The sequence below is a fragment of the Acinetobacter sp. GW821-FHT01C12 genome, from assembly GCF_059422625.1.
In genome coordinates, this window is the sequence record NZ_JBWKXD010000003.1 from 219,881 (window position 1) to 236,646 (window position 16,766).

The following is a 16,766-nucleotide window of genomic DNA, read 5'->3' on the forward strand; positions in this document are numbered from 1 at the left end:
AGTTTTGATTCACTCATTATTCTTTAAACGTATTTAAACTGAATAAAGATATATTCTAGGATATATCTTTATTTGTATGATCTGGAAAAGGAACGGCTTGAATGATTTTTTCGGTAATTTTTCCAGTATTTTTCCTGCTATTTTTGGGTTTTATATCTGTCAAAATCCAATTGATCTCTAAAGAGCAAATTACTGCAATTGGTGCTTTTGTAATCAAAATTGCATTGCCTGCTTTATTACTTCATGCACTGGCTGCAAAAGATTTACATGAGATTTGGTATCCTGCTTATTTCTTTGTTTATGCAGGCGTCACTTTTAGTCTATTTATTTTGGCCTTTATTTTAGGGCAAAAGCTTTTTAACAACCATTTTACCCATGCTTCTGTATTTTCACTAGGCGCATCAATGTCCAATACCGGGTTACTGGGCGCAGCAATTTTGACTTTGCTGATGGGTAGTGAAGCCATGATTTATATTTCACTGATTGTGATCATTGAAAGCGTATTTCTTGTACCGCTGATGTTAACCTTGGCAGAAATAGGGCGACAAAGACAAGCCAATTTAGCCGCTATTTTAAAAACAACATTTCTGACTTTATTAAAAAACCCATTGTTCTTGTCAGTGATGATTGGCATGAGCTGTGCGATCTTCGAAATTCAAATTCCACATGTATTAGACCAAGTATTTGCCTTGTTAGGTCAGACTGCCTCACCTTTAGCGTTATTTATTATTGGTGGTGGGATGGTTGGGATTACGATTCAATCACTTAATCTGCAAACTATTTATTTGGTGGTTTCTAAAAATATCTGTATGCCGATATTGGTTTATTTAGGCTTGACTCATTTAACCGATTTGGATCAAAAGATGATTTATGCAGGTACCTTGATTGCGGCTTTGCCTATGCCTTCTATATTTGGAATTTTTGGGCAAGTCTATGGTTTAAATGAAAAAGCACTGACACCATTGATGATTAGTACTTTATTGAGTTTTATTGTGGTGAGTGTTTTGATTGGTGTTTGGTGGTAAAAAAATACTCTCTTGCGAGAGTATTTTTTTAAGAGCTGCTTATTTTTTTGCTGGTGCTGCTGGAGCAGGTGTTTTGCCTTTTTCAGCAATCAGTTTGTTTACAACATCCAAAGACTCTTTTGCCTTAGGCACATTATTTTTAGCAAGTTCTGAGAAAATCTTTTGTGCTTCTGGTAGATTTTGATCAATGATATTGCCATTGGTCAGCATATTTCCGACAGCCATTAATGCTGGGATATATCCCTTTTTAGCTAAATCTTGGATTGATTTTAAACCTTGATTAACTGCTGCTGCATTCTTCTTCTTTAAACCATCAGTGATGTCATACAGCGCTTTCGCATGAATTGCAGGTGCAAAATCTTTTTTGACTAAAGGATCAAGTTTTTGTAAGCCAAGCTTGTCAGATGCGGGTGTGCCTTCAGCAAATAATAAAACCGCAAGTTCCACTGTAGCATCATCAAATCCTTGAGCAGAGGACTTTTCTAAGTATTCACGAACTTTCTTTTCGTCTTTGGCTAAGCCCAATTGACCTACCGCATAGCTTTGCGCCAAGACATAACTTGCAACAGGATAGCCTTTTGCTGAAGCATCTTGATAATATTTCAAAGCTTTCTTATCGTCTTTGGTTGTGCCTTGTCCCGTTTGGGTTAAATAACCTAAGTTATATAAGGCTTGCGCATTGCCAGCTTTTGCAAGACGTTCAAGTTCTTGATACGCCGCAGGATAGTTTTTTGCTTGAATCAGCTCTTGTGCTTTGACAAATGCAGGGTCAACGTTACTTTTAGCTGTATCTGCTGCAAATGCAGAAATACATGAAAAGCTGAGTAGTGTAGCGAATAGAATCTTTTTCATTTTGACGATATACCTTGTTTTAATTTCAACATAATTCCATTTATGGTGTGAGAACATTGTTGAGGACGTTTTTATCATAATTTGAAAATTATAAATGTAAACATGCCTATTGTATAAGTTAGTGTATTTAAATTTTAATTTATTTATAAATAAGAAAGAATTAAGGATATTTTAACAACATTAAAGCCTAGAGAAATTTTTTATTCTCTAGGCTGTGGGCTGTTATTTTACTGCTTTGAGGAGTAATTCAATTTCGCCTGCTTCACGTGCGCCTGAAATACGGGTGCCATCTTGTAAGAAGAATGTTGGTGTACCATCGACTTCGAGTGATTTTGCTAAAGCAATATTTTTCTCAATTGGGTTCGTACATGACTTGTTTGAAGTCGGTTGTTTCTTATCAATTAAATAGTCTTCCCACGCTTGGTACTGGTTTTTAGAGCACCAGATTTGCTGTGAAATACTTTCAGCATTTGGATGTAAACGGGTAATTGGGTATAAAAATAAGTAAACGGTTAAGTTGTCGATATTTTTTAATTCTTTTTCAAGATGTTGGCAATATGGACAGTCAGGATCACTAAATACGTAGATTACACGTTCACCTTTACCTTTGACATGCTTAATGGCTTGTTTCAAAGGTAATGATTTTACATCAATACTTTTTAGCGCTTGCATACGTTCTTCGGTCAGATTTTTTTGTTCTTTAAGATCAATTAAATTGCCGACAAAGAAATATTTTGCTTCTTCATTGGTATAAACAATACGCCCACCCATATAGACTTCATAAACATCTTTAATTGGTGAGTTTTGTACCGATTTCACCTGAATCTCAGGATATTTGTTTTTTAAGTTTTGCTGCAAAGTTTGAATATCTGCATGTGCAGAAGAAAAGCTAAAAAGACCCAAAGTCAGAAGAGATAACCAGATTTTCATGTTAAAGCTCAAAATAATAATGTGGATATTGTGCACTCAATAATGATCAAAAATATATTGAGATCATGTAATTGCCAATGTGATATTCAGTTGATACCACGCTTAATTTCGTATTGTATTCTGGATACCATGACGTGTTAACTCATTTCTGAGTTGTTGGATATATTGATTTAATTCTACTTGTGAGTCACTCCGTAAGCGTAATTGCGTACTAAAATTAAAGATTCTGCTACGTTTTCCATTGCGCTGTAAAATTTGAAAGTGCCCAATATAACCGCCATTTGCTGTTGTCCTATGGGTACTAAATTCAACGCATGTGACCTGATCTAAAGGGTAAGAGGTCATCATCAAATTACTGACGATCAGTTTATGATTGCGTATATAAAATGGGGCAAAACTTAAATTAAACCGTTTAAATATCCACATCAGCATACTCAAAAAAGTTACGAAAATGATCGGAACAAACAAGCCCCAATATTTGTCTGAGTGGTTAGTTGTCTCTACTTCGAGCAATTCTGTGTGTTTGGCTTCAACAATCTTTTGCTCATCAATCCATTGTCGAATATCGTCAGTGCGTGGTTGAGTTCTCAGTAAATTTTGAATCGTTTGTGGGTCGCGAATATGATAAATCGTGGCCTTAACCAGTTGGCTATTTCCTAACTGATCAAAATAGTAAAACGCATTGCCATTTTTCCATACAGTGCCATAGTTGTAATTTACATCCCCAAGTTTTTGCCATGTGGAATGAAGTGGTTCAGCTAATTTTAGAATATGGGTGGATTTGGAAGAGGCTGATCCTTTATTGCTGCGATATTCACTGGCTTGTAGATAGAGTAGTTGTGAGCCATCAGAAAAAATCAGCGGTGCGATTTCTTTAAATGCTTTGCCTAAAAATGGACTATCACCTGCGCGACGCATTTTTTTCTTATTCAGATCAAAATAATAAATCCCCGTGTCGTTATAAAACAAAGCATGGTTAATATGATCGCCATGTTCGCTTAAGAGATGATAAGGCGCGTATTGCGGATCAAAGGCAAATTCGTTGACATAGACCATACCATCGACAGGATTGAGCAAATAATATTGGTTATTTAAACCGCCTATTTCAATACTATAAAGCTTTCCATTGTCTTTTAAATCGAGCAGGGTATTGTTGTAAAAGACATTTTTTCCATCCGCTCGATAGGCATAGTTATGTTCACCTAAGACAAGTTTGAGTTGGTCTGGATTGGCTCCTGAAAGTAATTTCCCTTGAAAATAGGTGAATGTCCCATTACTTGCCGTATCATTTTCGGAATTGACACGATAAGGCAGATTGCCTGATCCAAGTTTAAAATAGGGGTAGAGATAACTTTGTGGTTTTGAACCTAGGGCAAAATTTTGTTGCATGATTTGCCACACTTCTCGAAGCGCACTTAAATCCTTATTTCGTTCGGTGGAGGGGGAGCAATACCAAGTGTCTTTTCCAGCAGTAAAATAACCATCCCCAATAGTTGTCACCTGTTGAGGTTGCACACCTTTTAGAATGATATTGCCACAATAGACATGCAGTTTATCTGCACCAAGTTGTCGGTATTGGTAATTATCATTGGGTAAATAAAAACTTTGAACATCTGCTTCTGGGATCAAATAATCACCATTGCTGGGTACAGCGGCATAGATTTGGTTGTTATATTTTTCAAATATCCCAAGTTTTTCTGTAGTCGCCGTAAAAGGAATCTCATCTGAATTTGAGTCAGAAAATCTAAATATAAAACTAAAGCTGAATAGAAACGCGCATATCACCAAGATAAGCGTAAAGGTTTTAAGGATAGAAAATACTTTTAGTGGATTCTGCATCATTTATTTTATTGTTAAATATTGATTGGATTGAGCTATGGTAATTTAAGGTTATTTTGTCATCATTTTAGTGATGAATTGTTCGTGTTAATTGATGACAAGGTCTTTATCATTTAAGGCAAATAGGGTTGCATGGTCTCTGTTAAAATTTCAATTAATTCTTCATCCATATAGTGATAATCGTCTGGAATATCCAATACCATGACTTTTTTATGCTGTAACTGGTTGGGGAATTTCTCTTTGATATTTTGTTTATGTTTTTGCTCCATGACAAAAATCATATCTGCCCACGCAATATCTTTGGCAGAAATACGATGTTTGGCGTGTTTACTTGTTCCCGCGGAACGTGTGGAAATGCCATAGCCCACTGCAAAGACACGCTCGGCAGTGGGACTACGCCATTGGTTACGACTACAAATAAAAAGGGTGTTCAATCAGCAGTCTTCCAAAAATCATATTGTGCTTGTTTTCGTCTTTTGGCAGAAGAAATACGTGGATATTCAATTCTTAATTGTTTCGAGCGAGATCTTTTTAACGATCTGTTCCAAAGTAATTTCCAGTCTTTTTCTGGTTTCCAAAGGGTTGAAGTATGTCTGCAATCTCGGCCACGGTGTAAATAATTTACCTTACGTCTCCAAGCACGATTGCGGTTTAATTCATTTTCAAAATATTGTTGTGTAATGTCCATAGATAAAACTCATGAGTTGATCGGGTTCAGCAGCCGCGATAACACATGATTGGGCTATTTTATAAGTATTTATCTGGGTAAACAAGCTGAATGATTTTGATAATGTTTATTTAGGGCCATTTTAAAGGCAATGAAAAGGGTATAATTCTGGCTAAATAGAACGTGTGAGTAGACGATGTTTATTAAAGGCATTAGACGTAATTATGACAAAGTCAGCCAAGATGACAGTATTGCCGATGAAGATAAGATAGATGCCTTGTTGATCAAACTGGGTGGTGAGTTTCTTGTCAGTAAGGATGACCGTGTCTATATTTTTGAAAAAGATGGTCAGACGGCCAAGTTTGATGCAAAACATGCACGGGCATTTCACTTTAAAGATTATTTGTGTAAAGACATGAATAAATTATTTCATGGGTTTTAATCAACAGCTAAATCTATTGGGCTTTTGGTGTTTACCATGAGCCTGATGTGCTACTACCATTTGAGCTGTCGCTTAAATCTCTACTGCTACTTGATGAGCTTGAAGTAGAAATTGAATAGGATGATCGTGCTAAAGTTGATGGTCTTTCTTTAAACCATTCTTGATATTCTAATGGATAATTATGTTGATAAGGTTTGGCAATTGAATCTAACAACGCCTAGAACAAAAAATAGTATAAAGGCACAGAAAAGAATAAATATCTAAAAAGATCGCAGCAAAATTACATATAGTGATCACATGAAAAATCACCTAAGTGTAGACAAAATAAGGATTTTTTTGTAGTCTGTATTGCGATTTTTAACAAATATTAAAAAAACATGTCGAATAATATTTATTTTGCCTTAGAAAAATGTGGGCTGACTGCTCAAAAGCGTGTTTTGCATATCCAATTTAGCAATCCTGATTTGATTGCTCAAGTGTTCCTACAACGTATTGATGGGATGCATGAATTAAACAAAGGCATTCATTTACAATTGATTTGCTTGTCTACGTCAATGAATATTCCATTAAAGCAATTTATCGGTAGCCAAGTGGCTGTCGATATTGTGAATGACAAATCAGAACTCAATCGAATTTCAGGGATTGTGACCCAAGCAGATGTGGGCGCGAGCGATGGTGCGCTGACGATTTACCGCCTGACAGTTGAAGACCCAACAGCACTTTGGAAGCATCGTAGAAATTCCAGAGTGTTTATGAACATGTCTGCACCTCAAGTGGTTGAAGTTATATTTCAGGAATGGCGCGAGCGAAGTCCATTGTTTGCTTCAAGTCTAACATTGGATAAAAGTGGCTTGACCAAAGACTACGATGTTCGCCCATTTATTATGCAGAATAATGAACGGGATATAGACTTTGTTCAACGTCTGCTTTTTTCTGAAGGGATTAATACTTTAATTGATGAAGCCGAACTTAAAGTATCGCGTTTCAGTGAACAAATCCAAGCGCAAAAGCTTCGTTTGATTGACAATAATACTCAATACATCAGCTTAGAACGCAAAAGCATCCGCTTTCATCGTAGCAGCCCCACCGAAAGGCAGGACAGCATTATCTCATTTATTGGACAGCGTTCTATTCAACCAACATCAGTACATATTCAACGTTGGCAAGCCGATGTATTAGACATAGATGAAGGTGCAGGCAATGTACAAAGTAAGCATCAACATAGTGAAAACTACGACAATGCCAGTTTAGGTCTTGAGCAAGTTTGGCACTTTAGCCCAGCATGGATCCAAGATCTGAATGGAGAAGATGGTGCAACAGCATCAGGTAATCGTCAAATTGAACGTTTTAATGAAAATTTGAGTAACTACCATGATTCTCAAGCCAAACAATTTACCGCAATATCTACAGTACGTGATGCACATGTGGGTTATGTCTTTGAATTAAACGGGCATCCCGAAATTGATCAACACGATTTTTCCGACAAGCAATTCCTAATCATATCGAAGCACTTTTATAATCAAAACAACCTACCAAAAGACCTGACCAATCAGGTTGAAAATTTGCTTAAACAAAGCAATTGGCAAATGACCAATATCACAACAAACAATAGTGATGAGCGTCAAGCCAATCAGTTGGTGCTACAACGTCGTAATATCACCACTGTTCCAGAATACGATCCACTAAAACATCGTCCGATTGCATCACCGCAACGTGCTAGGGTGGTTGGACCAAGTGGAGAAGAAATTCATGTTGATGAATGGGGGCGTATTAAAGTTCGCTTCCTGTTTAGCCGTAATGATGACAATACCCATGATGGCGGTGCGGGTTCTAATGACAATGACACAGATTCAGCGTGGGTCGATGTTCTGACCCCATGGGCAGGTGAAGGCTATGGTGCGCGATTCTTACCGAGAATCGGTGAGATTGTTGTGATTGATTTCTTTGATGGCAACATTGACCGTCCATTTGTGGTTGGTCGCATCCATGAAGCACAACGTCATCCAAGTAAGTTTGATGACAAAGGCAAACTGCCTGATACCAAGAAACTGGCAGGAATCAAAAGTCGAGAGTATCAAGGTAGTGGCTACAATCAGCTAAGGTTTGACGATACCACAGGTCAACTCAGCAGTCAGTTACAGAGCAGTCATGGGATGAGTCAACTCAACCTCGGTAATTTAAGTCATCCCAAAGAGACAGACACCAGCGAAGGACGAGGTGAAGGCTTTGAGCTGAGAACTGACCAGTGGGGTGCAGTAAGAGCAGGACAAGGTTTACTACTGAGTACTTATGCTCAGGATTCTGCTTCGGGCAATCACCTTGATGTGACAGCAGGCAAAAATCAATTAGAAAGTAGTCTGAATAACTCTAAAGCATTGAGTGAAGTTGCCAAGAATCAACAGACTGATCCTTTAGAAAACTTAGATCATTTGAAATCGTTTATTTTTGCTTTGGAAAAAGATGACTCAGATGAAGCCAAGAACCAAGCCGATGCGTTTAAACAGGCGTTAATGATATTGGCTTCACCAAACTCAATTGCGCTTACCAGTAATGAAGATATTCATCTTTCAGCAGATGGGCAAATCAGTCATACAGCAGACAATAGTATTAACCTAAGCACCCAAAAGAGCTTCTTAGCACATGCACAAAACAAGATTAGTTTGTTTGCAGCACAAGAAGGGGCAAGGTTATTTGCAGGTAAAGGTAAAATTGAAATTCAAGCGCAGGGAGATGGTGCTGATGTCATTGCACGTAAAGACATTCAAATCATTTCTACAGAGGATACAGTTTATATCATTAGCCCTAAAGAGATTCGATTGGTTGGGGACACTTCTGAGGTAAGGATCAATGGTTCAGGTGTATTTGCGACGACACCAGGATTGTTTGAGGTGAAGTCGGGGCAGCAGAAGTTTGGGGGAGGGCAACAAATTGTATCTGAGATAAAAACTTTGCCCCAAGTACCAACAGGTCATAGCTTAAAGTTTAAATATATATCTAACCTACCTGATCAAATTAATAGTCAAAATAAAAACCTTACATTAGGAAAGGAATTGTTTATTGTTTCCAGAAAAAATAATAAATTGATTCAAAAATATTTATTAAATGGGAATGCAGGAGATAATAAATATTCTTTTTCTGGACGTTTTTATACACCTTTTAATGAAGATGTAGATGCTATTTTGTTTATGAGTAATGCCCCGCACTTATTCTTTAATCAAGATGATGACTTAGAGGAAATAGATTTTGATACTTTTGATGGAAATGATTTAATTATTACAGAAGCAGATAATAATAAGGTTTAAAAATGTCTAAATTATTAAAAATAAAACTTTTGATTTCGGATTCTAAAGGGGTTCCTATAAAAAATATTAATGTTCGAACTAAGTATGTTAATGGGGCATCTTTTCTCGATGAAAAAACTAATAACTTTGGATATCGAATAGTTGCTGTTTCAGATAATAGGGAGTTTGAAGTTTATGTTGAAAAACCAAATGGAGAAATGGAGTTTATCAAAAAATTAAACTCGCATTCATCAAGCAGTAATGTTCAGAAAATTTTTATAAAAAGGCCTATTAGTGCTTATCAAACCAAAGGTGGTGGTGGCCTAAATAATTTAAAAATAAAATTGATAGACGTAGATGGGCTTATACTTAAAAATTTCCCTATACAAACAGGTTATAATAAATCTACTAAATTTTCTAATAGAACAACTAATGAAAATGGTATAGTTGAATTTCAAGCCTCCCCTAACAGAATAATAGAAATTAAATCTATAGATTTGGCAGATAATTTTATTGCTATCGGTTATTTTAATTCAAATGAAACATCTACTGTTAATGTTAGGCATAAGTATAAGTTGAAAAATTTTATTTCTAAAACTACAGCTACAATAGTGGATATTGATGGTACTCATATCTACCCTGATGTAAAAGTAAAAATTACATATAATAACAGCTCGGGTGTAAAAACTATTAAAAGTGGCCTGTTAAATATAACGACTCTTATAGGTTATCCAATTGAATTGACTTTTTACAAGCCGGATAATACACCATTAGAAACAAAAACTTATGTTGCTTCCAGAGTAAAACCTATTCATGGGTTTGAAATTCGTATGCCTGTTAATTTAACTAGTGGAACAACGAATCCTAATAGGCCAAATAGCACTCAAACCTCTCCAACAGGGCTAAATGATTTTTTGACCTCTTGTATTCCATTATATACAGGAGATATGATTACTGAAGATGATTATGTAACTGCGGCTACTCAGTTAGGCTGTGAAGTGGCAGCAATAAAAGCAGTTGCAAAAACTGAAAGTCCTAGGGGAGCTTTTAGTACATTATTAGGAAAAAAAGCGCCTACTATTTTATATGAACGTCACTATTTCCAAAGGTTTACAGCATATAAGTATGATGCAAGTCATTCTATCTTATCAGGGCCTCAAGGGAATTATGGACTGTACTCTGCACAATATAAAAAACTAATAGAAGCAATGGCAATTAATGAAAATGCTGCGTTAAAAAGTTGTTCTTGGGGGAAATTTCAAATCATGGGAGCAAATTTTAAGAATTGTGGGTATTCAAATGTAGCAGAAATGGTTAAAGATGCCTTTAAAAATGAAAAAGTGCAGTTAAATCAATTTGTGAATTTCATAAGATACGATCCAAATCTAGTAGCTGCTATTCAAGCAAAACAATGGACAAGATTTGCAAAGGGATATAATGGTACCAAGTATTATAAAAATGCTTATGATAATAAAATGAAAACTGCTTATGAGATATTTAAGAGCAATCCAAGTCAATTACCATAGGATATTTACTGAATGAATAAAAAAATGCTTTTTTCTATCTTTACGATAGGCTCTGTTTACACACAAGTGAGTTTAGCTAATACAAAGTATGTTCATGATGAAAAGGATCGCCAATGTTTATATATAAATAGTAATCAAAAAATTTTGTTAGCTGGTATGAATGAAAAAACCTATTTCTTCTTTCCTTGTAATAAAATTATATCAACATACGATATTAATTTTTCAAAAGGGACTTACTTAATATCAGAACTTTTATTGGCTACTTCCCCTCAAGTTGATCAAAAATACATTAGAGCTATTAAGAGTGCTGATAATAAACTCTACGATGATACAAATTTTTCATATTTGCTTTCTACTTGCATATCATTAACTAAAACTAGAAATCATAAATTAGTGAAATATCTTATTGATAAAAAAGAAAATTTAGAAAAAACATGTGACATTGATAATAGTCTTTTGTTAATCAATCAAAAAGTATTTTTATATGACAAGGTGGGAAATGATTTTAAAATGGGAAAGGCTTATCTAGTTAAAAATGACAAAGTCCAAGTTAAGGATTATTTTTTTAAAAAGAATGAGTTATGGCTGTATGTTGATTACAATAATTCTGTAAAAAAATGGATTCCAAGTAAGTCAGTGAATTTATAAAGGATCCTATACCTATTACTTAAAAGATTATGGCTGTAAAGACATGAATAAATTATTTCATGGGTTTTGATACTCCTTGAAAATTAGTGAACTGTTCAATTGGGCTATAAAAATACTTTAAGCACTTGGATGAGCCCTCTACCTCTGTATTGATAGTGGTTAGGGCTTTCTAAAGTAATAATTTTTTATGTTGTCATTGTTTATTTTCTTAGTTCTGTTTTTTGATGCTCTGTGTGCCGTAGAACAAGAGTGAATGCATTAATCCACTGCAAGGATACTTTCGGTACTTGGCTAAAAACAATATAAAATAATGATTTGTATCTGGATGGTCTTTGTATTTTTCTAACCAAACTATTTGACTGTATACTCATAGTTCAAGTTATATAATATAAAAAAGAAGGCTGTTTTTCCTAAGATTAATCGAGACGTATCTATGATGAAAGTACTGTCAATCTTATTCATAAGTTTAGTTTGTTCAATGGGGATTTTAGCTCAACAGCCAAATCTTGTGCCTCATCAGGTAAACTTAAAAAATGGGAAGCGCTTTTCTTTAAATCTTCCAGCAAATTACGAAATTATTCCAGCGGCTGAGGGCATAAAGCGAGTTCGTTTTTTTAGTAAAGCTCCCGATGGCAGAATGTTTGTAACAGATATGCACGATTTGACTGATAATAAAAAAGGCATCGTTTATATTTTGGATGAATGGAACCCTGAAACGGGAAAATTCGGCAAAATTATTCCTTATATGACGGGGTTGAAGAACCCTAATTCAGTTCAATTTTATACAGATTCTTCCGGGCAAGATTGGTTGTATTTAGCGGAAACTAATCAACTAACCCGACGAAAATTTACCAAAGGTGAAATTAAACCAACCGATAAAGCCGAAGTTTTAGTGACTTTTCCTGACTACGGTTTAAGTTATAAATATGGTGGTTGGCATCTAACGCGAACAATTGCTGTGGGTGGGAACGGGAAAATTTACGTTTCAGTCGGCTCAAGCTGCAATGCTTGTACCGAGAAAGAAAAAGTTCGGGCAACAGTATTAGAAATGAATCCCGATGGTTCGCAACAAAAGATTTTTGCTACAGGTTTACGCAATGCAGTCGGTTTGAAATGGGTTGGTAATTTTTTATTTGCCACCAATCAAGGTGTGGACCATTTAGGTAAAAATAAGCCTGATGAAACTTTTTATGCACTCAAACGTGATGCAGATTATGGCTGGGCTTCATGTTATTCGTCGAATGGTAAAATTTTGGCAGATCCAAAATTTAAACGTCCGTCAGGTTGCAAAAATGTATTGCCTCCTTATGCCTATTTCCCTGCGCATTCATCTGCACTTGGTTTTGACTATTTTGATCATCCCAATACAGACGACACCATCAAAAATTCTTTTTTAGTTGCTTTACATGGTTCTACCGATGCCACAATTGGTCATGGTTATAAAATTGTGATTATGCGTAAAGGGCAAAAATTACAGACATTTATGGATGGTTTTTTAGTGGGCAAAAATGTCTATGGGCGGCCTTGTGATATTTATCGGGTAGATGAAAATTCATTTTATTTTTCTGATGATAAGAGCGGTGTGATTTATTATGTTCGGCAAAAAGCATCTTCCTAAATTTTCAACTTTTCTAAAAATTTAGGAGTTAGTAAAAAGAACATGGCTGAGGATACAAAATTCAGGTGAAAGTAAAAATATAAATTGTCGATAAATCTTTGGAAGCCGTACTAGATTAGCAAAGTATTCATCTATGAAAATGAATCTAACCTATTACTATTGTTAAAGTTGTTGTGATTGTCTCAATCATTTTATTCTCTAAATAAACCTACGAAGTTGTAGGTTTATTATTGTAATCAACTTTGAGAAATTACTGCGGTCTCGCCACATCACCACTTAAGCTTTCAGGCAATGCTAAAACAGTCACGTCTAACTCTTCTAAAGCGTCAGGACGGGCAACCACAAGCGCAATATAACCATTTTCAAATGCTGCACTGTTTACCACTTGAACACCTTTATTCAATTGTTCAGCTTGAGCAGGGGCAGGACCTGTACCTTGAATGACATGTAACCATGCTTTTGGTTTTGCCTTAAACCAGAGGCGTGCAATCACTTCCTGACCAAGGTAACAGCCTTTGTCATAATTGATTCCTTCACGTTGGTGTAAGCGTAATTCTTGTGGTTGAAATACATGTTCAATTGCTTGATTTATATAAGCCTGACCAGTTTGAATTGCAGCAATTTCCCATGCTGAAATATCGGTTTGTGTCGTTGAAAAATCTGTCGTTGAGCCGTTCAATGTTGGAAAAACTTGTCCAGTTTCTTCAAGCTTCATTTTAGAAAAAGCGCCGTATTTTTTAATATGTTTAGCAAATTCTTCGGCTTGATCTTGAGTCGTAACAATCTCTAAATGTTCAGGATTAATTTTTTTAAGCCATAAGCCAAAATGGATACGGCCTTTAAGATCACAAATCGCAGTGTATTGGGTGATATTTTCAGCCAAAGCTTCAACGTTTACAGTAACTTGACCTTGTAGAAATTTGATTGCATCAACACCAATCAAGGTAAATGAGGAGAAAGCTAGATCGCTCATGAATTGCTCGCTTATCTTAAATCTAATACTAAAGAATTAATCTTATTTTCAGCTATTTTTCAAAAAAAAGCAGATTTAGTGCAAATATTTTAATGAAGTTGTTACTAAATATTTCCAAAACCCCTGTTTTTATATCTAAGCTTATGAAATATAAACGATTTGGGAAATGGGTTTTCGACAGTGTACTATGCCAATCATTAGACACGCAGTACAAAATGATGCAAGAGGCACAAAACTAATGAATAACAACTATCGTAAACCACTGCAAGGTACCCAGCTCGAATACTTCGATGTGCGTCAAGCCGTAGAAGACATCCAGCAAGGCGCATATGCAAAACTTCCATACACATCAAAAGTATTGGCTGAACAGCTGGTACGCCGTTGTGATCCAGCCATTCTCGAACAGTCTTTAAAAGAACTGATTAATCGTAAACAAGACCATGATTTCCCTTGGTATCCAGCACGTGTGGTATGTCACGACATCCTCGGACAAACAGCATTAGTCGACCTTGCAGGTTTACGTGATGCGATTGCAGACCAAGGCGGTGACCCTGCTAAAGTTAATCCTGTTGTACCAACGCAGTTGATCGTTGACCACTCTCTAGCAGTGGAATACGGTGGCTTTGATCCAGATGCATTTGAAAAAAACCGTGCTGTAGAAGACCGTCGTAATGAAGATCGTTTTCACTTTATTGAATGGACTAAAACAGCATTTGAAAATGTCGATGTGATCCCAGCAGGCAACGGCATCATGCACCAAATTAACTTGGAGAAAATGTCTCCAGTGATTCAAAACCGTGAAGGTATCGCATTTCCAGATACTTGTGTCGGTACAGATTCACATACACCACATACTGATGCGCTAGGTGTAATTTCTATTGGTGTTGGTGGTTTGGAAGCTGAAAATGTCATGCTTGGTCGTGCATCTTGGATGCGCCTTCCAGACATAATCGGTGTGGAATTGGTGGGACAGCGTAAAGCTGGTATCACGGCAACAGATATTGTTTTAGCGCTTACAGAATTCTTGCGTAAAGAACGTGTAGTGGGTGCATATTTAGAATTCTTTGGTGAAGGTGCGGACAGTATGTCTGTAGGAGATCGCGCAACGATTTCCAATATGACTCCAGAATATGGCGCAACTGCGGCAATGTTCTATATCGACCAAAACACCATTGATTATTTAACCTTGACTGGTCGTGAATCAGACCAAATCAAATTGGTAGAAAGTTATGCCAAAGAAATTGGTCTTTGGGCATCAGATATGCAACAAGCAGAATACCCTCGGGTACTTCGTTTCGATCTTTCAACGGTAACACGTAATATTGCAGGTCCATCAAACCCACATGCACGTGTATCAACAGCAGATTTAAAAGAGAAAGGCATTGCAGGCGTAGTTGAAAACCGTACTGATGGTTTAATGCCTGATGGTGCAATCATTATTGCCGCGATTACCTCTTGTACCAATACCTCTAACCCTCGTAATACAGTTGCCGCAGGTTTGTTGGCACGTAAAGCAAATGAATTGGGCTTAGTACGTAAACCTTGGGTGAAATCATCATTTGCACCAGGCTCTAAAGCTGCTGCACTTTATCTTGAAGAAGCTGGCGTACTGGAAGATTTAGAAAAGCTTGGTTTTGGTATAGTGGCCTATGCATGTACGACCTGTAACGGTATGTCTGGTGCTTTAGACCCAAAGATTCAGCAAGAAATTATTGACCGTGATTTGTATGCCACTGCGGTACTTTCAGGTAACCGTAACTTTGATGGTCGTATCCATCCTTATGCAAAACAAGCATTCTTGGCTTCACCACCATTGGTGGTGGCTTATGCAATTGCAGGCACAATTCGTTTTGATATTGAAACGGATTCATTGGGTAATGACAAAGATGGTAATCCAATTTACCTAAAAGATGTTTGGCCATCGGATGCTGAAATTGATGCGCTGGTTAAAGAATCTGTAAAACCTGAACAATTCCGTAAAGTGTATATCCCGATGTTTGATTTGGGTGTGACAGAAAAATCAGAAAGCCCGTTATATGATTGGCGCCCGCAAAGTACTTATATTCGCCGTCCACCGTATTGGGAAGGGGCTTTGGCTGCACCACGTACATTGTCAAATATGCGTCCACTTGCAATCTTACCTGACAACATTACCACGGATCATTTATCACCATCGAATGCAATTATGATGGATTCGGCAGCGGGTGAATATCTGCATAAAATGGGCGTACCTGAAGAAGACTTTAACTCCTATGCAACGCATCGTGGTGACCATTTGACCGCGCAACGTGCAACTTTTGCCAACCCAAAACTGTTTAATGAAATGGTGGTTCGTTCTGACGGTACCATCAAGCAAGGTTCTAAAGCGCGTGTTGAGCCAGAAGGCGAAGTGATGCGTATGTGGGAAGCAATTGAGATTTATATGAATCGTAAGCAACCACTGATCATCATTGCTGGTAAGGATTATGGTCAAGGCTCTAGCCGTGACTGGGCTGCGAAAGGTGTTCGCCTTGCTGGGGTTGAAGCGATTGTGGCTGAGGGCTTTGAACGTATCCACCGTACTAACCTTGTTGGTATGGGGGTGTTACCACTTGAGTTTAAAGCTGGTACTGACCGTAAAACCTTAAAGCTTGATGGTACTGAGCTGTATAGTGTGATTGGTAATATTGCACCACGTACAGACTTAACTTTGGTGATTGAGCGTGCCACGGTTGATGGTAAGAGTGAAGTGATTGAAGTTCCTGTAACTTGTCGTTTGGATACTGAAGAAGAAGTGCATGTGTATGAAGCGGGTGGGGTATTACAACGCTTTGCACAGGATTTCTTGGAAGGGCAAGTGGCTTGATTGAGTTCTATTCTTTAAATCCTCCCCAACCCTCCTTTGAAAAGGAGGGAGTTCTGCTCTTTTAAAAAGAAGATTAATTGAGGATTAAAAGTAATTGATAGTGTTGTAAAAAAGCCCTAC

13 protein-coding genes are annotated in these 16,766 nt (G+C 36.9%); 7 read left to right on the top strand and 6 right to left on the bottom strand.

Annotation, left to right across the window (positions count from 1 at the left end; genetic code table 11):
• The first annotated feature begins 101 nt into the window (after positions 1–101).
• Complete coding sequence (locus AC07WY_RS10265) at positions 102–1,025, top strand: AEC family transporter (protein WP_262085127.1); 924 nt, start codon at positions 102–104, stop codon at positions 1,023–1,025.
• Positions 1,026–1,064: 39 nt separating this feature from the next.
• On the opposite strand, the gene AC07WY_RS10270 is transcribed toward AC07WY_RS10265, so the two are convergent.
• The 5 genes from AC07WY_RS10270 to AC07WY_RS10290 form a co-directional block, all read right to left on the bottom strand.
• The gene (locus AC07WY_RS10270) at positions 1,065–1,877 is read right to left on the bottom strand and encodes a tetratricopeptide repeat protein (protein WP_209826796.1); all 813 of its coding nucleotides are present in this window, start codon (positions 1,875–1,877) and stop codon (positions 1,065–1,067) included.
• 222 nt (positions 1,878–2,099) lie between these two features.
• A complete protein-coding gene (locus AC07WY_RS10275) occupies positions 2,100–2,807 on the bottom strand; it encodes a DsbC family protein (protein WP_262085128.1) in 708 nt (235 codons plus the stop codon).
• Positions 2,808–2,909: 102 nt separating this feature from the next.
• Positions 2,910–4,649, bottom strand: a complete 1,740-nt coding sequence (locus tag AC07WY_RS10280) for a DKNYY domain-containing protein (protein ID WP_494736321.1) — start codon at positions 4,647–4,649, stop codon at positions 2,910–2,912.
• A 110-nt stretch (positions 4,650–4,759) separates the two neighbouring features.
• Positions 4,760–5,080 (bottom strand): low molecular weight protein tyrosine phosphatase family protein, encoded by a 321-nt coding sequence (locus tag AC07WY_RS10285; RefSeq protein WP_166783178.1) that lies wholly within the window; start codon positions 5,078–5,080, stop codon positions 4,760–4,762.
• Complete coding sequence (locus AC07WY_RS10290; RefSeq protein ID WP_239046415.1) at positions 5,077–5,334, bottom strand: hypothetical protein; 258 nt, start codon at positions 5,332–5,334, stop codon at positions 5,077–5,079. The genes AC07WY_RS10285 and AC07WY_RS10290 overlap by 4 nt, the downstream gene beginning before the upstream one ends.
• 175 nt (positions 5,335–5,509) lie before the next feature.
• On the opposite strand from AC07WY_RS10290, the gene AC07WY_RS10295 reads away from it, so the two are divergent.
• The 5 genes from AC07WY_RS10295 (at position 5,510) to AC07WY_RS10315 (ending at position 12,828) form a co-directional block, all read left to right on the top strand.
• Positions 5,510–5,755 carry a hypothetical protein gene (locus AC07WY_RS10295; RefSeq protein ID WP_004722984.1) on the top strand — a complete coding sequence of 82 codons (246 nt, stop codon included), beginning with the start codon at positions 5,510–5,512 and terminating at the stop codon, positions 5,753–5,755.
• A 377-nt stretch (positions 5,756–6,132) separates the two neighbouring features.
• Positions 6,133–9,057 (top strand): type VI secretion system Vgr family protein, encoded by a 2,925-nt coding sequence (locus tag AC07WY_RS10300; protein WP_494736322.1) that lies wholly within the window; start codon positions 6,133–6,135, stop codon positions 9,055–9,057.
• 2 nt (positions 9,058–9,059) lie between these two features.
• Positions 9,060–10,562, top strand: a complete 1,503-nt coding sequence (locus AC07WY_RS10305) for an N-acetylmuramidase family protein (RefSeq protein ID WP_494736323.1) — start codon at positions 9,060–9,062, stop codon at positions 10,560–10,562.
• A 12-nt stretch (positions 10,563–10,574) separates the two neighbouring features.
• A complete protein-coding gene (locus AC07WY_RS10310; protein ID WP_494736324.1) occupies positions 10,575–11,210 on the top strand; it encodes a hypothetical protein in 636 nt (211 codons plus the stop codon).
• A gap of 433 nt (positions 11,211–11,643) precedes the next feature.
• Positions 11,644–12,828, top strand: a complete 1,185-nt coding sequence (locus AC07WY_RS10315; RefSeq protein WP_494736325.1) for a PQQ-dependent sugar dehydrogenase — start codon at positions 11,644–11,646, stop codon at positions 12,826–12,828.
• A 250-nt stretch (positions 12,829–13,078) separates the two neighbouring features.
• Here AC07WY_RS10315 and ygfZ read toward each other — a convergent pair whose 3' ends face one another.
• Positions 13,079–13,801: a CAF17-like 4Fe-4S cluster assembly/insertion protein YgfZ gene (gene ygfZ, locus AC07WY_RS10320; protein WP_151956805.1), complete on the bottom strand. Its 723-nt coding sequence runs from the start codon at positions 13,799–13,801 to the stop codon at positions 13,079–13,081.
• Between the two features lie 238 nt (positions 13,802–14,039).
• Here ygfZ and acnD point away from each other — a divergent pair, with 238 nt between their 5' ends.
• A complete protein-coding gene (gene acnD / locus AC07WY_RS10325; RefSeq protein ID WP_262780648.1) occupies positions 14,040–16,646 on the top strand; it encodes a Fe/S-dependent 2-methylisocitrate dehydratase AcnD in 2,607 nt (868 codons plus the stop codon).
• Positions 16,647–16,766: the final 120 nt, after the last annotated feature.